Source organism: Treponema bryantii NK4A124 (genome assembly GCF_000421345.1).
Lineage (GTDB): Bacteria > Spirochaetota > Spirochaetia > Treponematales > Treponemataceae > Treponema_D > Treponema_D bryantii_B.
In genome coordinates this window covers 46,730-69,357 of sequence record NZ_ATWV01000011.1, presented here as the reverse complement: position 1 = coordinate 69,357, position 22,628 = coordinate 46,730, and the positions used below count along the sequence as shown (strand labels likewise).

22 protein-coding genes are annotated in these 22,628 nt (G+C 38.1%); 20 read left to right on the top strand and 2 right to left on the bottom strand.

The annotated features are described in order from the left end of the window. Positions 1 to 60 precede the first annotated feature (60 nt). The 3 genes from G626_RS0111550 to G626_RS0111535 all read left to right on the top strand — a co-directional run bounded on the left by G626_RS0111550 (position 61) and on the right by G626_RS0111535 (position 2,235). The gene (locus G626_RS0111550; protein WP_022932944.1) at positions 61 to 1,404 is read left to right on the top strand and encodes an acetate kinase; all 1,344 of its coding nucleotides are present in this window, start codon (positions 61 to 63) and stop codon (positions 1,402 to 1,404) included. 172 nt (positions 1,405 to 1,576) lie between these two features. Next, entirely contained in the window at positions 1,577 to 1,870 is a 294-nt protein-coding gene (locus tag G626_RS0111540) for a type II toxin-antitoxin system HigB family toxin (protein WP_022932943.1), read from the top strand. Continuing rightward, complete coding sequence (locus G626_RS0111535) at positions 1,870 to 2,235, top strand: helix-turn-helix domain-containing protein (protein WP_027727149.1); 366 nt, start codon at positions 1,870 to 1,872, stop codon at positions 2,233 to 2,235. The genes G626_RS0111540 and G626_RS0111535 overlap by 1 nt, the downstream gene beginning before the upstream one ends. 95 nt (positions 2,236 to 2,330) lie before the next feature. On the opposite strand, the gene G626_RS0111530 is transcribed toward G626_RS0111535, so the two are convergent. Next, complete coding sequence (locus G626_RS0111530; RefSeq protein WP_196800489.1) at positions 2,331 to 2,648, bottom strand: helix-turn-helix domain-containing protein; 318 nt, start codon at positions 2,646 to 2,648, stop codon at positions 2,331 to 2,333. 125 nt (positions 2,649 to 2,773) lie between these two features. On the opposite strand from G626_RS0111530, the gene G626_RS0111525 reads away from it, so the two are divergent. The 4 genes from G626_RS0111525 (at position 2,774) to G626_RS0111510 (ending at position 9,838) form a co-directional block, all read left to right on the top strand. Then, the gene (locus tag G626_RS0111525; protein ID WP_022932941.1) at positions 2,774 to 3,271 is read left to right on the top strand and encodes a hypothetical protein; all 498 of its coding nucleotides are present in this window, start codon (positions 2,774 to 2,776) and stop codon (positions 3,269 to 3,271) included. Positions 3,272 to 3,434: 163 nt separating this feature from the next. Next, entirely contained in the window at positions 3,435 to 5,393 is a 1,959-nt protein-coding gene (locus tag G626_RS0111520; RefSeq protein WP_022932940.1) for a substrate-binding and GGDEF domain-containing protein, read from the top strand. 217 nt (positions 5,394 to 5,610) lie between these two features. Further along, on the top strand, positions 5,611 to 6,783 hold the full coding sequence (locus tag G626_RS0111515; RefSeq protein ID WP_022932939.1) for an acetylornithine/succinylornithine family transaminase: 1,173 nt from the start codon (positions 5,611 to 5,613) through the stop codon (positions 6,781 to 6,783). Then, on the top strand, positions 6,764 to 9,838 hold the full coding sequence (locus G626_RS0111510; RefSeq protein ID WP_022932938.1) for a hypothetical protein: 3,075 nt from the start codon (positions 6,764 to 6,766) through the stop codon (positions 9,836 to 9,838). The genes G626_RS0111515 and G626_RS0111510 overlap by 20 nt, the downstream gene beginning before the upstream one ends. Positions 9,839 to 9,966: 128 nt before the next feature. Here G626_RS0111510 and G626_RS0111505 read toward each other — a convergent pair whose 3' ends face one another. After that, positions 9,967 to 10,632 carry a hypothetical protein gene (locus tag G626_RS0111505; RefSeq protein WP_022932937.1) on the bottom strand — a complete coding sequence of 222 codons (666 nt, stop codon included), beginning with the start codon at positions 10,630 to 10,632 and terminating at the stop codon, positions 9,967 to 9,969. 157 nt (positions 10,633 to 10,789) lie between these two features. Between G626_RS0111505 and G626_RS0111500 the strand changes: the two genes are divergently transcribed. The 13 genes from G626_RS0111500 to pth all read left to right on the top strand — a co-directional run bounded on the left by G626_RS0111500 (position 10,790) and on the right by pth (position 22,432). After that, positions 10,790 to 10,996: a hypothetical protein gene (locus tag G626_RS0111500; protein WP_022932936.1), complete on the top strand. Its 207-nt coding sequence runs from the start codon at positions 10,790 to 10,792 to the stop codon at positions 10,994 to 10,996. Beyond that, the gene (locus G626_RS0111495; RefSeq protein ID WP_022932935.1) at positions 10,983 to 11,321 is read left to right on the top strand and encodes a type II toxin-antitoxin system PemK/MazF family toxin; all 339 of its coding nucleotides are present in this window, start codon (positions 10,983 to 10,985) and stop codon (positions 11,319 to 11,321) included. Before G626_RS0111500 ends, G626_RS0111495 begins: the two co-directional genes overlap by 14 nt. 96 nt (positions 11,322 to 11,417) lie before the next feature. Beyond that, the gene (locus G626_RS0111490) at positions 11,418 to 12,323 is read left to right on the top strand and encodes a tetratricopeptide repeat protein (RefSeq protein WP_022932934.1); all 906 of its coding nucleotides are present in this window, start codon (positions 11,418 to 11,420) and stop codon (positions 12,321 to 12,323) included. Between the two features lie 99 nt (positions 12,324 to 12,422). Further along, a complete protein-coding gene (locus tag G626_RS17640) occupies positions 12,423 to 13,259 on the top strand; it encodes a YARHG domain-containing protein (protein ID WP_022932933.1) in 837 nt (278 codons plus the stop codon). Positions 13,260 to 13,356: 97 nt separating this feature from the next. Continuing rightward, the gene (locus G626_RS0111480; RefSeq protein ID WP_022932932.1) at positions 13,357 to 14,538 is read left to right on the top strand and encodes an NADase-type glycan-binding domain-containing protein; all 1,182 of its coding nucleotides are present in this window, start codon (positions 13,357 to 13,359) and stop codon (positions 14,536 to 14,538) included. Between the two features lie 109 nt (positions 14,539 to 14,647). Next, a complete protein-coding gene (locus tag G626_RS0111475; RefSeq protein WP_022932931.1) occupies positions 14,648 to 15,550 on the top strand; it encodes a YARHG domain-containing protein in 903 nt (300 codons plus the stop codon). After that, complete coding sequence (locus G626_RS0111470) at positions 15,537 to 16,001, top strand: M23 family metallopeptidase (RefSeq protein WP_022932930.1); 465 nt, start codon at positions 15,537 to 15,539, stop codon at positions 15,999 to 16,001. The genes G626_RS0111475 and G626_RS0111470 overlap by 14 nt, the downstream gene beginning before the upstream one ends. A 17-nt stretch (positions 16,002 to 16,018) precedes the next feature. After that, positions 16,019 to 16,810 carry a hypothetical protein gene (locus G626_RS0111465; RefSeq protein ID WP_022932929.1) on the top strand — a complete coding sequence of 264 codons (792 nt, stop codon included), beginning with the start codon at positions 16,019 to 16,021 and terminating at the stop codon, positions 16,808 to 16,810. A gap of 239 nt (positions 16,811 to 17,049) precedes the next feature. Then, a complete protein-coding gene (locus G626_RS0111460; protein ID WP_022932928.1) occupies positions 17,050 to 17,973 on the top strand; it encodes an ABC transporter ATP-binding protein in 924 nt (307 codons plus the stop codon). After that, a complete protein-coding gene (locus G626_RS0111455) occupies positions 17,973 to 18,728 on the top strand; it encodes an ABC-2 transporter permease (RefSeq protein WP_022932927.1) in 756 nt (251 codons plus the stop codon). The genes G626_RS0111460 and G626_RS0111455 overlap by 1 nt, the downstream gene beginning before the upstream one ends. Positions 18,729 to 18,740: 12 nt before the next feature. Then, positions 18,741 to 20,828 carry a GldG family protein gene (locus G626_RS0111450; RefSeq protein WP_022932926.1) on the top strand — a complete coding sequence of 696 codons (2,088 nt, stop codon included), beginning with the start codon at positions 18,741 to 18,743 and terminating at the stop codon, positions 20,826 to 20,828. A gap of 18 nt (positions 20,829 to 20,846) precedes the next feature. Next, complete coding sequence (locus G626_RS0111445) at positions 20,847 to 21,779, top strand: DUF4340 domain-containing protein (protein WP_022932925.1); 933 nt, start codon at positions 20,847 to 20,849, stop codon at positions 21,777 to 21,779. Beyond that, positions 21,776 to 22,432, top strand: a complete 657-nt coding sequence (pth, locus tag G626_RS0111440) for an aminoacyl-tRNA hydrolase (RefSeq protein ID WP_022932924.1) — start codon at positions 21,776 to 21,778, stop codon at positions 22,430 to 22,432. The genes G626_RS0111445 and pth overlap by 4 nt, the downstream gene beginning before the upstream one ends. Positions 22,433 to 22,628: the final 196 nt, after the last annotated feature.

Sequence of the window (22,628 nt, the reverse complement as noted above, 5' to 3'; positions counted from 1 at the left end):
ACGCCATACGGCGCACTCAACCACCGTATTTTTTTTGCATACATTTTTTAGGAGATATCAATGGTAATCTTAACATTGAACTGCGGTTCATCATCTGCAAAGTATCAGGTTTATGACTGGGACAACAAAGAAGTAATGGCTAACGGTGTTGTAGAGCGCATCGGAATTGAAGGAAGCTGCATTACTCACAAGGCTAAGGGAAAGAAAACAGAAATCGAAAGCCCTTGTCCAACTCACAAAGAAGCAATCGAACTTATCATTAAAGAAATCACTGACCCTGAAGTTGGTGTTATCAAATCTATGGACGAAATTGGAGCTGTTGGTCACCGCGTACTTCATGGTGGCGAAAAGTTCACAAAGTCTGTTCTTATTACACCTGAGGTTCTCGACGGTTTCCGCGAGGTAGTAGACCTCGGACCTCTCCATATGCCAGCTAACATCATGGGTATTGAAGCTGCTCAGAAGGTAATGCCAAACATTCCTCACTCAGCTATCATGGATACAGCATGGCACCAGACAATGCCGGAAGAAACTTTCCAGTACGCAATTCCACGCGAATGGTACGAGAAGTACGCTGCCCGCCGCTACGGTTTCCACGGAACATCATTCCTTTATACAGCAAAACGCGCTGCAGTTCTCCTTGGAAAAGACCCGAAAGATACAAACCTTATCATCTGCCACATTGGTAACGGTTCTTCTATGTGTGCTGTTAAAAACGGCGTTTGCTACGATACAACAATGGGTATTACTCCACTTGAAGGTCTTATAATGGGAACCCGTTCTGGTGATTTGGACCCAGCTCTTCCTTTCTACATCATGAGAAAAACTGGAATGTCTGCTGACGAAATGGACAAGGCACTCAATAAGAAGTGTGGTTGTCTTGGTATTACAGGAAAATATTCTGACCGCCGTGATATCGAAATCGACGCCGCAAAGGGCGATAAGCTCTGCCAGCTTTCTATCGAAATGGAAGCATTGAGAATCAAAAAATACATCGGTGCCTTCATGGCAGAACTCGGCCACGTAGATGCAATTGTTTGGACAGCAGGTGTAGGCGAGCGCGGACCAATCACACGTATGAAGGCTTGTTCAGGTCTTGAAAACTACGGTATCAAGATTGATGCACAGCGCAACGAATGGTCATTCACAGGTAATGCAGAAACCTACATCCACGCTGACGACAGCAAGACAAAGATTTTCGTAATCCCAACAGACGAAGAGCTCGTAATGACAGAAGATGCCTACGCTCTTATGAAGGGAACTTACGATGTTCATACAAACTTCAAGTACAGCTTCCAGGATCCTAACTACGTAAACAAGGCCCGCGAGGAAGGCTTGAAAGGCGACCTCGTAAAGAGACCAAACATCGCTAAGATTTTGGCTCGCGATATTATCGGAAAATAGCCGATGCGAGTTTTGCGAACGCAAAACTCGGTAAGCACGCGAAAGCGTGCGACGCTCAGAGGCAAGCTGTGCTTGCCGACTTTTCTATAATTCGAAAAGTCACAGATTTCAAATCTGTGACTTTTTTTTTATTCTTCTTGACAGTTCCCAAAATGGGAACTATATTATTTATATGCATGTTATTTCCAGAAAAACTTTGAGCGATTATTGGCAAAGGGTACCAGAAACTGAACAGCCTTTGAAAGCCTGGTTTGCAGAAGCTCAGAAAGCTCAATGGAGCACACCAGCAGAGATAAAGGAGAAGTATCGATCTGCAAGTTTTTTAAATGGAAATCGTGTTGTATTTAATATTTGTGGAAATAAGCATCGCCTAATAGTGCGCATTAATTATGCTTCAAAAACGGTGTTTATAAGATTTGTTGGAAGTCATGCAGACTATGATAAAATTAATGCGGAGGAAGTATAATGGCATATAACAAGCTTATAAAGAATGAGAAAGAATACAAAGAAGCTCTTAAAAGAATAGAAGAATTGTTTGATGCTGAGCAGGGCACTCCTGAAGCAGATGAACTTGAACTTCTTGTAGCACTTGTTGAATTGTATGAAAAAGAAAAATATCCGATAGAAGCTCCAGATCCTGTAGAAGCCATTAAATTCAGAATGGAACAGGAGGGGCTTACGAATGAGGATATGGTTCAGTATCTTGGAAGTAAATCCAGAATTTCTGAAGTCTTTTCTCATAAACGAAATTTGAGCCTTTCAATGATAAGAAAACTTGTGGCAGGCCTTCATATTCCAGCTGATGTTCTTATTGGTGCTGCGGCTTTCTAAGTTATTACTCTTATCATTTCAAAGAGGGTCGAATTCGACCCCTTTAAGTTCTAAACCCCTCGAGGGGTTTAATTATGGCGAATTCTGTATACTTATTATTTCTCCAGATTATTTACAATCCTTTCTATAAAGTTAAAATCATTTTCTGGAAGACGTTCTATCTTTTTAATTGTAGATATTCGATTTTTAGATTGATCGGAGAGTTCAGAGGTAGCTTTTCCGAGAACAAGGTATTCAACAGTTACATTTAATGCTTTTGCTATCCTTACAGCAAGTTCAACTTGAGGTTGGCTTCCATTTGTTGTAAGGTAATGATCAATCGTATGTTTACTGATTCCGGTTTTATTTGCTAATTCTTTTACTGTCATATCTTGAAAAGTCAGCTCATCTTTTAAATTTTCTCTAAAACTCATGTACATAGAATATTCAATAATGCTTATTTTCTTTGCTTGACAATTCAAAACTCAATATTTATAATTTTTAGTTATTCAGATATGAATATAGATATATTCAAATATTAAGATTTAGAGGTACAAATATGAAGAAAATTATTGGTTTTTTGCTTTTGATATTGCTTTCGGGACTGATTTTTGCACAATCAAATGCGAATGATACACAGGCTGCAATAGTAAATAGCCTTTTGATTCAACAGCTTATTAATCAGCAGAATGCTCAACAACAGCAGAATAATGTTCAGGAAGAAAAGAAAAAATCAAAACGTCCATCTTCAGAAGAAGATTTACTTGATTTAGGATATAAACGTTTTAAATTTGATGAAGATGCAGAGGATAATATTGTAATTCAGAACAACAAAAGTGATGAATACGAAGTAGATATTTATGCTGTGAATAAAAGAAATTCTCTTGGATACTATGGATCTGTATTGGTAAAAGGAAAGTCAGGGTATAAAGGCAATCCTTTGGATGATGATCTTGATAGTTATAGATGTATTTATATGAAGGTTTTGAATGATGAGGATGCTTTTATCAAAAATCTTGGTGAGAAGCATGATGATCAGTATTTTGAAATCCAATAGTAATTGATACTTATTATATAATTAAGCTCGTAAGTTTCTTACGAGCTTTTTTTATATGTAAATATAATGGGGCGTAGCGGGCTGAAGCGAGGGGGAGACTTCCCCCTCTTACTAACAAAAAAATTCTTTATCAATCTACTAAAACGGTAGTATAATAGAATTTATGAAAAACATCGCTGTACTAGTTTATGATCTTACAGTTGAATACAATATTGTCGTAACGGATGGCATCACCGATTTTTTTAAGGATAAGGATGATGTTCACGTTATTATTTCGACAACAAGTTCGCCGCATAATGAGCGCTTTCAGTATGAGTATCAGTACTGGACCTCGGTTGAACTGCTTAAATCAAAAAATATTGATGCAGCGATAGTTGTAACTAACACTTATTTTAATTCAATTAGCCTTGAGGAGCTTACAAAGGCGCTCGAGTGTCTTTTGCCGATTCCGATTATTTCTGTTTCCAATCCGCTGACCCTTCCGGGAAATCACTATACTACGGTTGCCTGTGACCTGGCTTACGAGCAGATAGTTGAGCACCTTATCAAAAAACATAATAAAACAAAACTTGCCTTTATGAATGCTTCTCTTACTCATTCTCCAGAATCAGAGGAAAGAGAAAATGCCTTCCGTGCGGCAATGAAAAAGTTTGGTCTTGAGGTAAATGAGGACTGGATTTACGACGGGGATTTTACTCCAAAATCTGCCTACGATTGTTTTAAGGAAAAAATTAAAAAGGGTGACAAGCTTCCTTTTGAGGCCATTCTCTGTGCCAACGATTATATGGCGGCCGGCTGCGTAAGTATTTTTTCAGAACTGGGAATTTCAATTCCTGGTGATGTTATTGTTTTTGGATTTGACAATGCTGAAGTTGCAACTAACTGCGACCCTATGCTTTCTACCATCAGTCAGAGTGTTGCTATGACCGGCTACAAGGCTGCAGAACTTGTTTATGATGTTTTGTGCGGAAAAGAGCCTGCTCAAAAATCTGTAATTCAGTCTTTCCCAATGTTCAGGCAGTCCTGCGGTTGCATTCCTAAAACTGTGAAGGATAAGGGCTATCTTGATGTGGAAGGCAAACTGTGCGAGTCTTCAGTTACGCAGATGTCTGGTCTCAAGCTATTTAGCAACAGCATAAATGATATGGCAACAATCTTCCATTTGCTGACAATGACCGATACCGTTCCCCGCCTTCATGAATTTTTTAATACCGTAGTAAACAATCTTAATGTTGTGCATATCGGAATGCTTGCCATGTGTATTTATGACGAGCCGATTGATCTTTCACCACAAGATGATTTTGAAATGCCGGATAAGGCCCGCCTGCTTTTTCTGGTAGACAATGAAGCAAAAGTGAAGGAAAACTATTATGAAAAGGGCGGAATAGAATTCTCCCCAAAAGATGAAATACTGCCTGGTCGACTTGAAAACTTTGCCAGAGGAAATTATTTTGTTCTGCCTGTTTTCCTGCAGAGTGAAAATTACGGATATCTGGTCTGCCGCTTTCCTACAAGCAACTATCCGGTTTATACAATCTTCCTTAAGATTCTTGTAAACTCCTTCGTTCATTCTTATGTTTTTTCAAAGAAGGAAGAGGAGAAGGCTATTCTTGCAGAAAAAAATCAGAATCTTAATTTTGAATCTAAAACTGATGAGCTTACCAAGCTGTTCAATCGGCGCGGCTTTTACGAATATGGTCAGCAGCTGCTCGATGTTTCTGTTGCGGCCGGTCAGACAGGTTCTGTTTTCTTCTGCGATCTAGACGGCTTAAAAACTATTAACGATACTTATGGGCACGAAATTGGTGACCTCGCCATTAAAACCGAAGCTAAGGTTTTGCGTGCTGCCTTCCGCGATTCAGACATGGTAGGCCGCCTGAGCGGTGATGAGTTTGGAGTTGTAGCTCCATGTCTTCCGGCCCGCAAGGTTGATGTGATTCGCGAGCGTTTTAAGTCTTTGAACGAAGAATTCTCGCAGGAAGCAGGTCTTCCTTTTACTCTTTCCATCAGTATTGGCCCTGTTGATTTTGATGAAGAACATGCTGATTTGAAGGAGCTTTTGAAGGCGGCCGATAAGGTGCTTTACGAAGAAAAAAAGATAAAGCACGCGAAAAAGAACTAACCACGGTGGTTGAGTAGGCTGAAAGCCGTATCGAAACCACTGATTTTATATTGCATTTTTATTCAAAATTTGCCATAATTTCTGCATATTTATACGTTATGGTGGTTTCGATACGCTCGCTATGCTCGCACTCAACCACCGGGCAAAAGGACGTTTATACGGTGGTTGAGTAGGCTGAAAGCCGTATCGAAACCACCGAACCAAAGGACGGTGAAATATGGAAAAATTAATTGTAAACAACTACGGTTCTTTCGACGTGACCTTTGAAAAAGCAAAGGGTTCAACAATGTGGGATGTAAATGGCAAAAAGTACATCGACTTTATTGCCGGCATCGGAGTAAACTGCCTTGGCCACAACTACAAGCCTCTTGTTAAGGCAATTTCACGCCAGGCTCGCCGTCAGATCCATATTTCAAACTACTATTTTTCTGATGTAGGACTGGACTTTGCAAAGGGGCTCCTGCAGGTAACCGGCTTTGAGCGCGGCTACTTCGGAAACTCAGGTGCCGAAGCAAATGAAGCAGCCATCAAGCTCGCCCGCAAATACGGCCAGCTCAACGGCGGCGACAAGCGCAAAACTATTGTTACTCTGGAATCTTCTTTCCACGGAAGAACTCTTGCAACCCTTACAGCAACCGGTCAGAACCGCTTCCACCCGGACTGCTTTGCTCCATATCCGGAAGGCTTTAAGACAATTAAGGCAAATGATTTTGATGCTCTCAAAGATGCTTTTGACGACACAACCGCAGCCCTCTTTATCGAGTGTATTCAGGGCGAGGGTGGTGTAAATCTTATAGATCCAAAATGGGCTCAGGCTGCGGCCGAGGCTGCCCGCGCTGCAGACGCAATCGTAATGGCAGACGAGGTTCAGACAGGCGTTGGACGTACAGGTACTTATCTTGCCAGCGACTGGCTTGGCTTTAAGCCTGAAGTTGTAACTCTCGCCAAGGGAATTGCAGGCGGCGTTCCAATGGGAGCCTGCCTCTTCCGCGGAAAGGCTGCAGATGTTTTTGTAGCAGGCGACCATCAGTCTACTTTTGCAGGAAACCCTCTTGCTTGTGCCGCAGGTCTTGTTGTTCTTGAAACTGTAAGCGACCCGGACTTCCTCGACAGAGTAAATCATGCAGGTGACTATATCCGCGGAAAAATCTCAAGCTGGAATCTTCCTATTGTTAAGGATGTTCGCGGACGCGGCCTTATGATTGGAACTCAGATTGACCCGAGCATTAAGCCTTTTGATATTGAAGTACGCTGTCTTGAAAAAGGACTTTGTACTACAACTGCGGGCAGCGACGTTGTTCGCTTCCTCCCACCGCTCAATATCTCAGACAAAGAAATTGACGAAGGACTTGCAATTTACAAGAGTGTACTTGAAGAATTCTGTAAATAAAAGCTTAGGGCTGTTTCTTTTACTTTTGTTTTTTTCTCAAACACTTTTTGCGGCTAACGTGCTTAGCCGCCCCCGAAAAATGTTCCTGATAAAAACTGAACATTTCGATATCATCTATTCAAAAGAAAGCGAAGAAACAGCCCTGGTGCTTGTAGAGCAGGCCGACTTGCTTTATGCAAAAGCCGCAGAAAAACTCAATTCAAAAATCAACAGAAGAATGCCGGTAATTATTTCACCAGATTCCGATGAACTTTCGGTTGATTATACAGCCTATCCCTATAACCGTATAATCATTTTTGATTCTCCGGCAAATTACGATACAGCTCTTTTTGAAGATACTCTGCTTTCACTTTTTTACCGCGAAATATATATGGCACTGACCCAGTCCATAAGAGATCCTTTTAATCAGTTTATTTCAAAATGGCTTGTGGGAGAAGAATATCAGCCGGTTGCCCTTTTTAATATGCCTTATTCTTTTATAGAAGGAAACGCATATCTTGCAGAGAGTGAAGAGGCCGGACAAGGCCGCCTTAATGACGGATATTTTCTTCAGATTCTCGCCCAGGCAAAGCTCGAAAATAAATTTCCAAAGTGGACACAGATTATAGCAGTCCGCGATACCTATCCTGGAGAAGAACTTGCCTATGCCGCAGGTGCCGGCTTTGCAGCCTTTTTAATGAATACTTACGGAGTAGAAAAATATGCTCAGCTCTGGCAGGAAAGTGGAAAACTGAATCCGCTTTTGACCCGGGGAGTATTTTTAAAAACCTATGAAATTACACTGAATGAATTGTGGACACAATTTGAAGCCTCTGTACCTCTACCGGAAAATCTTATAGAGGCAGAAACTGATAAAAGAGATAGAGAGGCAAATTACGAGCATCTTCTTATAACAGAGTATGGAACAGTCTGGTATGACAGAATCAGACACGAAGTTGATATCTTTGATAAGAAAAACATTTTTAAAATGCGACAGCTGCTTTTTCTTGCAGATAATGTTGAGCGCATGTCCCTTTCGCCGGATGGCCGTTATCTTTCAGTATCCTATAGTCAGGCCCGCCAGATGGAAGGTCTTTCAAGTTATTATACCTGGATTTTTGATTTAAAAAAGCGGCGCTTTTTAGATGCCAGATACGAGCTCCGCGATGTTGCAATTGTTACAGATTCAAAGGGCAGAATGGCAGTGGCCGGAGTAAATGTAAAAGATTCACTTGCAAAACTCGAAGTCTATACACTGCCGGCAGACGATGCAGAAGATGATGATATTATAAAGCTTTACGAATGTCAGTTTGAAAGAAACAGAATTCCTTTTTCGCCAGTCTATGCAGGTGAGGGTTATATTTCTTACATTCTTGCCGAAGGAAATGCACGCTTCCTTTGCAGGTTTTCTTTCGAAGGCAATGGACTTGAATCAAAATGGATAATTGCAGATTCTGCTTCAAGCCCGCTCAGAATACAGCAGCTTGCCTGGTCTCCAGCCTCAGACCAGCCCTTTTACACTTTTTCTTTTACAAGACCGGGTCTGCACTCTTTCGCCAGAACAGGTTTTATTTATCTCACAGAATCCTTCGAACCTCAGAGCGTAAAACTTGCTGCAGCCGATGTCCCTGGCGGCATGAACTACGCAGTTCTTTCACAGAAAGATCAGACAATAGTTTACAGCTCAAAAAAGTTCGACATTAATCAGCTGGCAAGACTTCCTTTCAGCGACCTGCCTCTGGAAGACGGAAGCATTCAGAAAACAGACATAAGAAACGAAGTTTTCTACAGCAATCAGTTTATTCCGGAAACTGCACTTTCCGACTATAAAATCCGCCGCTACAATCCTTTTAAGTATATGCTGGATTTTTCCTTCCTGCCGTTTTTCTCCCTAAAGCAGATAGACCTTACAGAAGGAAATTTTTACTGGCCGGGCCTTGGGCTCACAATTGAAAGCCAGACAGACCCCTGTTCAAATACCCGCATGCTTCTTTCCGGTGGCTGGACCTATCTCCCCCTCGATTTCTCCTGGACAAGTAACATACCTTCGTCTTACGTAGCAAAGGTAAGGGAAGAGTCTCAGGACATCAGCAAAGATAAGTCTGCAGCCTTTTATCTGGAAAATTCTTCTACACCAGTTTTCCTCAGGGCAGGCACAATTTTCAACTGCAATCTCGAGGGAGAATATACATTAAAACTGGCCGCAGGAGGGCAGTGGAGCATACCGCTTGGCATAGCCCTGCGCCGTCTCATTTTCGACGTCCAGTATTTTTATTCAATATCAACAGATTATTACGACCAGACCCAGGCAGAGCTGCGGCCAAGCCTTGCAGACTGGCCTTCTTTAGAAGAAGCCTATGCCTTGTCCCAGCTTTCCATGAAAGTTCAGTATACAAATATCCATCAGTACGGTTATTCAGTTTTTGAAAAGAGGGGACTAACTCTTGGCCTTCGCATTTATTCAATGTGGGACATGTACGAGGTAAAGCTGTTACGACAGGCTCGTGAAGAACAGGAAGGAAACGAAGAAATCAGCCGCGAAGAGGAACTTACAAATGCCCAGCAGAAAAATCTCCTCTCAGACAGCATGGAAGAAATAACTCAGCTGAATGCAGGCTTCTTTGCAACAATAGCCATTCCCCGTCTTAATCCCCTGCATAATATAAAGAATCTGGTAATAAGCATGCCGGCCCTCCTCAAGGCGGAGTTTGTAAACAAAGCCGGTACAGCCCTGGAGGCCAGTTCAGAAGTTTTATTAATAGGCTACGAAATGCACGACAGCATAATTCCTGCAGTTCTCTATACCCGTCGTGCCGGCCTATGGTTCGGTTACAACATGGCCCTCGTTTACAACACCGCAGAAGTCCGCCTGCCAGACATCCGCCACGAAAACTACCTTGCAGAAGTCTTTACCGACATTTCCTACACCTATGCCTTTTATATGATTCTCAACCTGGACTTAAACATCACCCTGGGAAAACTTTCCGCCATCCCAATCAACACAACCCTCATCGGCTCCTTCTTCCCGCAAAGCAAAGGTTATCAGATTAGCCTGGATGTAAAGCTGCATTTGTAATTTTTTGATGAGATTTTTGATTAGTTTCCTTTTGCAATTGTTGTTTCCCAAAAAAAGTCTTCACCCTGTAAGGTAAAAGTACCTTGTACTAACAAATTTAAGGTTTCTTACTTTCTTTATTATATGCATCAACTACCGCATTTTATTTCTATCTTAGTTATTACACCATCAGTTGCGTAGAAAATTAAAGTCATAATTTCTTCATCAATGAAATTGGCTGCATCAATTGAGATTCCTTCTTCCGAATAATATAACGAAAATAAATTATCTTCTTTCAAATCAATTTCATAAAATGAATTATTATCATAATTCCAGCTAAAAACATCTGAATCTTGTTCATACAAATCCATTACCATTGAAAGAGGCACTCCAACCCTTATACCTCGTTTTGTTGTATATTTATTTGACTCAGTTTCCAAAGACAATATAGCCCCATTTTTATAATTCCATACAACAGTTAAATCATCGATATTTTTTTTACACCAAGAATTAATCTCTGTATAACTATCAAGATTTATTCCTTCAATTTTTCTAATATTATGATATAAACAAAAATTTTGTTTTTCTTCCGTGAATAACGAAAATTCTATTGTAACCTTATCATCATAAGCCGAATCATCCCATTGTGGATACATTTCCTTTTTTTGTACTTCAATAGGTTTTACCTCTTGTAATGCATTCCGATTCTTTTCTTCAGAATTTACATTTTCATATACATCTATATTTTTAGATTGTTTTTTTTCACAAGATAATAGTAGAATTAATGCTATCAATAAAATAATGTTTCTTTTCATTGTGTAAAAACTAAATTTACCTAGTGTTCCAGTAAATATTTAACAAATTTTACAGCAAAAACATGATAAAGGAAACCCTAAGATAGAGGTTGTTAGAAATTAAAAAAAAATTCAATTTTCATTAAATTTATGCTATGATATTATATGGAGGTCTTGTATGTCAGATGCTCTTGAAGATGTAGAAAATAGAGTTCGAACTTTCTCTTTAGCTGAACAAATTCATTTGCTCAACTTTGTTGCTAGTAACATAAATAAACGGACTTCTCTTTTAAATTATCAATATTCTGAAGAAGAATCTTTACAAAAGATGCGGGAAGCAAGTCTTGCAACTGTATGGGAGACTGTAAAGAATGACTCGTGGTGATATATACATGCTTGATTTCGGTATTCCTTTTGGTAGTGAACCAGGAAGACGCCGCCCGATAGTAATCATTCAGGCAGATAAAGAAAATCTGGATAATCTTAATACAAAAGTTGTTGTTCCACTTACATCAAATACTATAAATGCAGAACTTCGAGGAAATGTTTTTCTTCCTAAAAAAGAATCTGGTCTTTCAAAAGATTCTGTTGCTTTAGTTCATCAAATAATTGTAGTAGATAAAATCCGTCTTGAAGAAAAAATTGCAAAGCTTCCGAAAAATCTTCTTTCAAAAATCGAAGAAGAAATCGACTACGTAACAAAAGAATAATCACATAACAAAGGTTCGTAGCCGACAGGCAGTCAAGCTGCCTGCGGTACAACCAATTGTTATGTGGACGCCCGCACTGGGGCGCTTGGAGGAAGAATGAAAAAAAGATTTGTTGTTTTACTCACATTATTGTTTACATTTCATTTATTATTCGCAGAAACTAACACAGAAAAATTCTGGAATTTATGGAATTCAGATAATCATGAAGAAGCTGAAGAATTACTTCAAAACTGGGAAAAGAAAAATAAAAAAGATCCAGAATTATATGTATGTTATTTTAATATGTATCTTATGAAAGCATCAAAAGAACAGATGCATGTTGAGTCATTCTTACCTGAAAATTTCAATGGACAATATATGGAAGGACAGAATGAAAACGGTGATAAAATATATATTTATTCTATAATCGAATATGATGATAATTTATGTTTAAAAGCATTTGAATATATAGATAAAGGCCTTTCCTACAATCCAAAACGACTCGATATGTATTTTGGAAAGGCTCATCTTTATTTTTTACGAGAAGAATTTCAAAAACAAGCTGATGTTATAAAAAATGTTCTAACGCTAAATAAGAAATATAAAGATTCATGGCTTTGGTCAAATAATGAACCTATAAAATCTGCAAATGTTGGATTCACTCAATCTATACATGAATATATACTAAAATGGTACAACACAAAAAATCCTTCTACATTTCCATTAATGAAGGAAATCTCATTATTATATGCTGAACAATATCCTGTTGATGTAATTGCATATAATGATGTAGGTATTTCGGCATTGCTTACAAACGATTTAGAAACAGCAAAAAAATATTTCCAAAAAGGATATGAACTAGATCCATCTGACATGTTAATCCTAGGAAATCTTGCTCATATTTGCTTTAATCTTGGAGAAATAGAAGCTTCATATAATTACTATAAAACAATGGCTACATCTGAAGATACAGATATAAGCGAGTATGCAAAAAATAAATTAGCAACCTACTTTAATGAATAAAACATCACATAACAAAGGTTCGTAGCCGACAGCGGTTCAAGCCGTGTGCGATACAACCAGTTGTTATGTGGTCAGCCCGCTGGGCTGCTTGGAGGAAAAATGAAAAAAGTTATTTTATTATTTATAATTTCTTTTTTTTGTGTTTTATCTTTTTCACAAGATACTTCAATCAGTAAATATTCAAAGGAAATTGACTGTGAATTGCCTGAAACATATAACGTATCACATTATTTGCAATCTGCAGCAGATAAAATTGATTTAGAAAAATATAAAACAATTATTCGAAATGGTGATATTTCTGCTATTGAAAAACCGTATCTAAATGATCTTCAATTAGGAGTATTATCAAAAACTGAGCTTAAATTGTTTAGGAATTTATTCTATGCAAAGAAAGGATATATTTTCTCAGATGATGAACTTACAAAATACTATAAACAGTTTGATTGGTACAAACCAACTACTAAAAATGTTATTTTTACTGATTTAGAACAATCTGCTATTAATAGAATTAAAAGATTTGAATCTGAATCAACTATAAAATATGATTATGTAGATAGAGATGTCTTATGGGAAGAATGGTATGGAGGAGCTGACCAAAGAGGTCCTTTGCTAAAATTAAATAAGGATAAAACTTTTGTATATAAACCGGCTGAAACTATAAATAGAATACAATATATAAAGGGAAAATGGACTATCTCGAATAATAAAATTGTTTTATCTGTTGAGTCAGAAAATGTCCTTTTTGGAGGCTATGTAGCTGATCATCCTAATACCCCATATATTGACAAAGGTACTCCTGTAGTAATTATATTTGAAAAACCAATAAAAATTACATTACCATTAAATGAAAGTGAAGCCTATGAAAAATATAATTTTACATGGAGTGAGAAATGGATAATGATCGGATCGGCCGATTGTTATATTTCAGAAGAATAAATCGCCTAACAAAGGTTCGTAGTCGACACGAGGTCAAGCCGCGTGCGGTACAACCAGTTGTTACGTGGACAGCCCACTGGGCTGCTAAGGAGAAAAAATGAAAAAAGTATTTAGTCTTTGTATAACTTTATTGCTTTTTTTAGGAACTGTTTATTCTCAAGAAATCAAACTTGCTGCTATTTCATGTCAGAATATGTTATTTGATCAGAATGATTCCTTAAGATATTCAGTGTTAAATACCATTGATAATAATTCTAGTAATGTATACGCAATTGAAAATGTCAAAATAATTAAAGGTAAAGTTTTTATTGGTTTTTATCTGGAAGAATCTGTAAAAATCGACAGTATTGTTCTGGAACATGGATACTTTGATTCCAAATACTTTGATGCAAATAACAGATTAAAAACAATTCAAGTAATCAAAAAACTTGATGGTAAAAGTGTAAGTGAAGAAAATTTTACTTTACAAGATAAGATGGAATCTCAAAAACTTACATTAAAATCAGATGCTGAATGTAATGTAATAGAAATCATTCTGCTTGATATATACAAGGGAAACAAATGGGATGATACCGTTGTCAGCGAAATATCATTTTACAATAAAGGCAAAAAACTTTCCGTAGGTTTTGTTCAGGACAGTAATTCACTATATAAAGAATATTATCACAGTTTCAGATATATACCTTCTACTCATTTCGTTAATGCCTTTCCAATTATTGAAGAACAATTTCAATATGGAAAAGCCGGAAGTGAAACATATTACTATTATGAAGATGTTTATCTTAAAAGATATGTAGCAGGCATTCATGAAGATATGGATGAAACGTATTCTCTTGTCTATCATTATAAAGACAGAAAATCAAAGGGCCCTTATGAATTATTGGAATATGATCAGACTGGAAAACTAAAACGGCAGACAACATTTGATTATGATTCAAATGGAAAACTCATAAAAGAACAAAGAGAATATTATATAAAAACATATAATTATGACAAAGATGGAAATCTAATTAAAATAGTTCAAGAGGCTACAAATAAAACTTGGGCTAAAGATCAAGTTATCGAATATACATACAAAAATAATTTAATTGCTTCTGAAAAAATTACAAAGAACAATAATCTTGATCAGATATACCAATATGTTTATGAAAAGAATAAATTAGTTCAAAAGATTTGTATTTGTGACAAATCTAACAAAATTCCTACAAATTATTATTATTCGTATGACAAGGATGGTAGACTGATTGATGAATATACCATGTATTCATTTAAATGGTAACTTAAATAAAAATCGCCTAACAAAGGTTCGTAGCCGACAGCGGGTCAAGCCCGCTGCGGTACAACCAGTTATGTGGACGCCCGCACTGGGGCGCTTTTGAAGGAGAAAAATGAATAATATTAAAAAAGTATGTTTTATCTGTTTTTTATTTCCTTTTTTTAATTTATTTGCAGTCGCAGATGAATTTGAATTAAAGAATGTCAAAGATGAATATATCGGTACATACATTCCTGTTGACTTAGAGTTACGACTTTATCAATCAAAAAAATTCTATGAATCACTACGGGCTTCAAGAAAATACGGAACAACACAACCTCATGATGTTTTATATTTACAGAAAAACATATGTTATAGTGATGCCGGATTTCATGATGGCTATGCTATACAAAATAAGGATTTTATAAATTATAAATTTATTACAGGAAATGGTGGCATTTTTTGTATCGATAATCAAGGTTATCTTTATCGAAAAATAAGTAATAACGAATATGGTTATTCAGATTATGTTGAATATGTAATGAAAATTCTACTTTCAAATTTTTTGAAATCATCAGAAATTCAAATTGATGGGAGCAATCTACAAATTAATGATAAAGAGTATAAAGTAAATTTGGATGGAATTTTTCTTGATACATCCAATGCAGCAATATGGTTATTCAGCGATATGCATTATGTTTTAGAAAAGAATGGAATTGATGGTGAATTATATACAAGTAAAAAATATGAACATAAAGAAGGAAGAACTAAAGATGTATTGATTGCCAAATTTCCTGAACTGTTTAAGATTAATGCTGATGAGATACCAGATTATTCAGAAATTCCAAAAAATCAATTACGTCTCTTTAGAAATTTAATTTATGCCCGTAACGGATATACCTTCAAGAGTAAAGATTTGCAAGAATATTTCAGTTCGTGTTCGTGGTATAAGAAGGATCCAAATTTTAATGAATCCGCGATGCGTAAGGATGAAAAAGACTTCATTGCATTAATGCAAAAATATGAAGCAAAATAATCTTATAACAAAGGTTCGTAGCCGACAGCGAGTCAAGCCAGCTACGGTACAACCAGTTGTTAGGTTGACAGGCTCATTGGCCTGCTTATTGTTAATAAGTAAAGTCTTCCAACATTTAAAAAAAATAAAATCGAAGGGAGATCCAATTTATGCAACTGCAGACGGTTATGTTCTAAGAAGTGGAATAACGGAAAATTCCGGAAGTACGAAAGTTGAAATAACTTTGCCATATACAAACGATACAGCTGTATATCAACATACTGATTTTATTGTAAAAGAAGGTGAAGCAGTTAAACGAGGGCAAATAATTGGATATATGAGTGATAATGGTACAAATGGACAAGTACACTTACATTATGAAATAAGAAAAAATGGTGAATATGCAGGTTATGGTGGAAGTGGGGAATTGGAAAATCCACGAAAACATATGCCGTCAACATATCATGATTAATATAAGGAGTAAGTTCTATGAAACTAAAGATAATGTCAATAATTTGGTTAACTATCATTCTTGTTTCTTGTAATAAAACAAGTATCTCTAAAACTGAGGCTGATAAGATAGAATTAAAGTCTAATATTGAGAACAATAACATATCCGAAGAAAAAAAAGAGATTGAGGAAGTAGTTAAAGAAGATTTTATTTTAGATACAGAACGAAATTTTATTATTGAGGGGTGGCATCCATTAAAGCAAACAGAAGCCGTTGATAAATTAAAAAAAACATTAAATGAATTAAGTAATAATAGTGTAGATGAAAATCTGTACAATGATGATTTTACTATTGAGTTTGCATTGGTTGATAATAGAAATCGCACTTTTACGTTATATCATGACATACGAAAGATAGATAATTATCCAATAGATGATTATGAAATATATAGATATTGGGGATTAGATTCTGTCTGGTGTTTTAAGGAAGAAAAAAACTTTTCAATCTTATGGAATAATAATAATGGCGCTATATTGATTATAGAAACAGATGATTCTAATTACTCAACAATAAGAGGAATTAGAGTTGGTGATTCTGTTGAAGATGTTATGATTGCTTATGGAAAAGATTCAAGTATTTCAGAATACAATTATGAAACAAAAGAATTTGAACATACTTCTGATCATGAAGCTCCTTGTATCTTTTTACTAAAATCAAATGAATGTATTTCAATTAATTGTGGAAATACAATTGACGAAGAAATGATGACAATTTCATTTTTATTAAATAACGGTGTAGTGAATAAGATAGTAATTAGAGCGGGAAATTAATTTGAAAAGAAAAGAAAATGTGATGATAGTACTGTAAAGTTTGTTTATGGCGAACAGGATAACGAGGCTTTTTTCGCCTGACCCGAACATTTTATATATGCATTATTAGATTTGTATCAGATAAAAAGGTATAAAAATAATAAAAGATAGGCATTTTAGATAATTTTATTAATATTTCCCTTTTTATTGTTTTTTTAGTATATTTTAATGTATATCACAAAAATTTGGAGGCTCCCAAAATGATAGAAGTTTCCCACGTTTCCCGTAACTTCGGGGATTTCCGTGCGGTAAATGATGTCAGCTTTTCAATTCCTACAGGTCAGATTGTAGGACTTCTTGGCCCAAACGGCGCTGGCAAAACCACAACAATGCGTATGATAACAGGCTTTCTTGCCCCAAGCTCGGGTAAGATTACTATTGATGGAATTGATGTCAATGAAAAGCCTGTTGAAGCTAAAAAGAAAATCGGCTATATGCCCGAATCTGCTCCACTTTATGGAGAAATGATTGTAGAAGATTACCTTGTCTACATAGCAAAAATGTACGGACAGAATCCGAAAGAAAAGGTGCCTGCCCTTTGTGCAGAATGCGGACTTAAAGAAGTAATGAGCAAAAATATTTCAGAGCTCTCACGCGGTAACCGCCAGCGTGTAGCACTTGCCCATGCCCTTATGAACGATCCTGAAATCCTTATTCTCGATGAACCAACTTCCGGCCTTGACCCTAATCAGGTAGAAGACGTTCGTGCAATTATCCGTGAAATTGGTAAAACACGTACCGTAATTGTTTCAACTCATATTCTTAGCGAGGTAGAAACAATCTGCAGCCGCGCAATCATTATCAGCGGTGGTAAGCTTGTTGCAGACTCTTCTATTGAAGAGCTCAAAAACAGTATTGGAACTTCATCTACTGTTTATGTTTCTGTCGGCGGTGACGGTGCAAAAGCAGCAGAGCTTGCAAAGTCTGTTACAGGCGTTTCTGCAGTTTCAACAAATGCGCTTGAAGATGGTCTTGCTGAACTGGTAGTTTCCGTAAACGGCGATGCAGAAATCAGACCTTCTCTTATCAAAAAACTTGTTGAAGGCGGATTTGATATTTACTCAGCTGCCCTCAGCCAGAACTCACTTGAAAATGTATTCCATACTTTGACGGAGGCTAAATAATGAATGACGCTAAATCATCTAAATGCCAGAATCCTGCAATCATCATTATGAAGCGTGAGCTTAGTGCTTACTTTACTTCTCCGATTGCCTATTTCGTTTCGGCCCTTTTCCTGATTGTTTCGGGAATCTTTTTCTATTTCGGCTTTGCCTATCTTTACGGCGGCTTTTTCCTTATGGACAGAGCAGAGCTCAGAGCCTACTTTTCTGCCCTGCCTTTGATTCTTTCGGCCTTTATTCCGGCCCTTACAATGAGACTTTTTGCAGAAGAAAAGCGTGCGGGTTCAATCGAAACTCTTATGACTCTTCCTGTTACAGAAGTTGATGTTGTTACAGGCAAGTATCTTTCTTCATTTATCAGCACACTGGTAATGCTGGCGCCGACTCTGCTCTTTATTCTTCCTGCAGAGATTTACGGTTCTCCGGATTATGGTCCTATTATCGGCGGCTTTGTTGGAGCAATCTTCCTCAGCGCAAGCTTTACTGCAATCGGCATTTTTACATCGGCAATCACAAAAAATCAGATTGTTGCCTTCTTTGCCGGAATTGCAATTTGTCTTGCCCTCACTCTGGTAGACTTCCTTCTGGTATTTTTGCCGTCAGGACTTTCTGCCGTCCTCGGATTCCTTTCTGCGAAAACACATTTTACTTCAATTTCGCGCGGAATTATTGATACAAGGGATTTTATTTATTTCATTTCCCTTACAGCGCTCTTCTTTGCCGGCACAGTTCGTGTGCAGCAGAAGGCAAAAAACTAAGGGGGAGGAAAGATGAAAAAGTTATTACAGTGGCTTAAAAGCCCAAAATCAGATTTTGTTTTATTTGTAATTTTTCTTGTGCTTTTGAACATTGTGGGACACAGAGCCTTTGTTCGCTTTGATCTTACAGCTCCAAAATCTTATTCGCTTTCAAAGGCAAGTAAGACTGTAGTAAAGAATCTGGACACGCCACTTTCTGTTCGTGTATTCTTCAGCGACGGACTTCCTTCTACATATGCAAATGTTTATCAGTATGTAAAAGATATTCTTGTTGAATACAAGGGTGCGGCAAACAAAAACTTTTCTGTTTCATATATGGATATGTCTAAGCCTGAGAACGAGGAGCTTGCCCGCGATCTTGGCATTCAGCAGGTACAGATTCAGGAAATTAAAAATAACGAAGTTGGTCTTAAGCAGGCTTACATGGGAGTAGCAATTGCTTACGGTGACAACATCGAAATCATGAATCCGGTTCAGACTTCAGATGGTTTTGAATTTAATCTTACATCAAAAATCTCAAAAATGATTTCCATGGCAGACAGTCTTGCCGGTCTTGGAAAGAACGAAAAAATCTCCCTTACCCTTTACCTCAGCGAAGATCTTAAAAATCTTGGAATAAGCGGGGCAGAGGAAGCAGAAGGAATTATCCGTTCTGCTTATAACGTAATCAACCGCCAGAATCTTGACCGCATAGACTACAAGGTTGTAAGCCCTTCTACAGAAGAAGCAGATGCACTTTCTGCAAAATACGGTATTCAGAATATTTCCTATACAGAGCGCGGAGTTCAGAAAAAGGCTGCGGTTGGACTTATCCTCGAGCACGGCGAAAAGTTTTATGCCCTGCCTCTTGCAGTTCAGCGTTCTTTCTTTGGTTATGCACTCAGCGGACTTGATGATGTTGAAACAACTTTGAACGAAGGCCTTCACAGCCTCTTCTCAAATACAAAAAAAATCGGCTATATCACAGGTCATGGAGAGGTAGACCACACTGCAGAAGATCAGGCTGCAAATTTTGAAAAGCTGATTTCTGCTTCTTATGAGCTCAAGGATATTGATTTGAACTCAGAAGATATTCCTGCCGGAATGAACTCTATTATCATAAATGGACCAAAGCAGGACTTTACAGAAGAAGAACTTTACAAAATCGACCAGTTCCTTTTGCGCGGCGGCGACCTTATGATTTTCATTGATGGTACAGTTGATGATGGTAAAAATCAGATGTACGGACTTGGAAACTATGTTGCAAATAATAACAACCTTGACCGCCTTCTTGCAAAATACGGAATTGAGCACAGCAAGAATATGATTATGGATAAGAACTGTATTACTGATATGAATGCACAGTACGGCGAGCTTCATTACTGGTGGGTTCCAACCCTTCACAAAAAGCAGCTTGCTAAGAAAAACATAATCACAAATAATCTGGGCTATGTTTATATGCTGCAGTCTTCTTCTCTGGACCCTGCAGATGCCCTTGAAAACAAAAATCTTAAGGTAACAGAGCTTGCTAAATCTTCGGAAGAGGCCTGGGCGATGGAAGATGGAATTACACTTCATCCTCTTTATCTTGAAGCCCCTGAAGATGCTTCAAGCCTCAAGCAGTTTGACCTTGCCCTTCTTCTCGAAGGTAAGTTTGATTCTGCCTTTGACGAAGTTCCGGAAGGAATTAACAGAGCTGCAGAAAATGCTGAAAAATCTGAAAATGCAGAAGGTCCGGAGTCTGCTTCGCTTGTAACTTCAAACTTTGTTAAATCCAGCGTACTGCCTGGCAAGCTTTTTGTTGCAGGTTCTTCAATGATTACTACAAGACAGGTAATTGATGAAAACGGAAACAGCCCTGTAGCAATCTTCCTGATGAATGTTCTTGATTATATGAACGGTAACGAAGACCTGTGTACAATGCGTACAAAGAGCCTTTCTGTAAACAATCTTACAATCAAGTCAAAAACAGGCGCAAACTTCTGGAAGCTTTTCAACTCCTTTGGTATTGCGATTTTTGTTGTAATTGCCGGTTTGATTATCTGGAGATTAAGAAGCCTCCGCCGTCATGCAATCAACAAAAAGTATAATCCGGATGATACCAGAACAATTACAAAATAGGCGGGAGGAAAAAAGATTATGAAGACAAGAAAATTAGTTTTAATAATTGCCGATGTGCTTCTGCTTGCTGTCTGCATTATTCAGCTTGCACTTGGTGCTCGCGACACAACAAAGTATTTTACTCTTAAAGATAAACCGGACTCTCTTGAAATTGTAACTCCAGGCGAAACAATCAGCCTGGTAAAAGAGGGTGACGACTGGGTAATTGGTCAGAAGAAATATCCGGCAAGCCTTTCGGTTGTTGATTCTTATATTGATGCAATTTCAAATATCCGTGCCCTTGATAAAGTTGGCAGCACATCCAGCGATGCAGTTGCAGACCGCTACGAGCTTGTTGATGGAAAGAAAACTGTTGTTACAGCAAAGCTTGGCGACAAGGTTTTGAGAACACTTGTAATTGGTAAGACCGCAGTTTCTTCTTCTCAGTGCTATGCTACTGTAGACGGCGGAAAAGATATTTATCTTATTTCCGGCGGAATCAACGATACTTTTGATACCAGTGTTTCTGCAGCCCGTACAACAATTGTTTTGAATCTTGAATCATCTGATATTACAAACGTTTCTGTAACAGACTGGCTGGAAAATAAAACCTGGTCTGTTTCAAGAATGGGCAGCGGTGATGACCTTGCCTGGAACGTAAGCGGCGATGGTGCCGGAGAAGGTTATGAGCTTGATTCCGGTAAGGCTGCAAACTGGCTTAATTCTTTTGCTTCACTTTCTACCCGCGACTGGTATGGAGAAGATGAAGTTCTTGAAGGACCAAAAGCAATTTCTGCAAAAATCACCTGTGCTTATAAAGATATAACTGTAGATTTCTATGCTCTTCCTAAAAAGAATGAACAGGATCTTCAGCAGTATTACGGAGTTTGCAGTGAAACACCTTACCGCTTTAAGGTTACCGAAAGCACAGCAAAGCAGTATCTTAAAACTCTGGAAGAGCTTGCAAAATGATTAAACTCGTAGCCTTTTTAGGAAATTACGGCAAGGAATACGAAAAGACCCGCCACAATGTAAGCTGGTATTTCGAAGATTCCCTGCCATTTGCAAACCAACTCTCATGGCAAAGCAAGTTCAAGGGGGAGATAGCTTCGCTGACTCCCCAGGAACTTTCCCAGTGGGCCTGCGACACAAAAATCTGCTCAAAAAAAGACGGCTCTCCGGTCCTTGTGCCGGAGGAGGCCCCTGCCCACATATTCTTCCTCAAGCCAATGACTTACATGAACCTGAGCGGCGACTCCATCATAGAGGTCGCAAACTTTTACAAGATTCAGCCTTCCGAGATTATGGTTGTTCACGACGAGCTGGAACTTGCTCCGGGCTTTGTAAGCCTCAAATGGAGCGGCGGCCTGGGCGGCCACAACGGCCTTCGTTCCACAAAAGCAGTCCTCGGCACCCCTGACTTCTGGCGCCTGCGCTTTGGCATAGGCCGCCCCGACAACGACAAAATCTCCGTAGCCGACTACGTCCTGAGCCGCTTCACAGCCGAACAGCAGGAACTAATGCAAAACGTCTTCAGCCAGACAAACCTCCTTTTAGTTAAAATACTCCTTTCTAAAAACCCGTCAGATTTGATACAGACTTGGGGTAAGAAGAAGCTTATTTAAAATTGCCACACGGATTCGATTTTGCTAACGCAAAATCTTTTTATTGGTTTTTGATTATTTAAGTGTCAATATTTAATTCTTTAAGTGTTTAAATTATATTCAGCCGAGAGGCGAAAAAACAGGACCAAAACATCATCCCGTTTTGGGCTGGGTTTTATCGCCGGAAGGCGAATATAATTTAATATGGTAAGGTGTT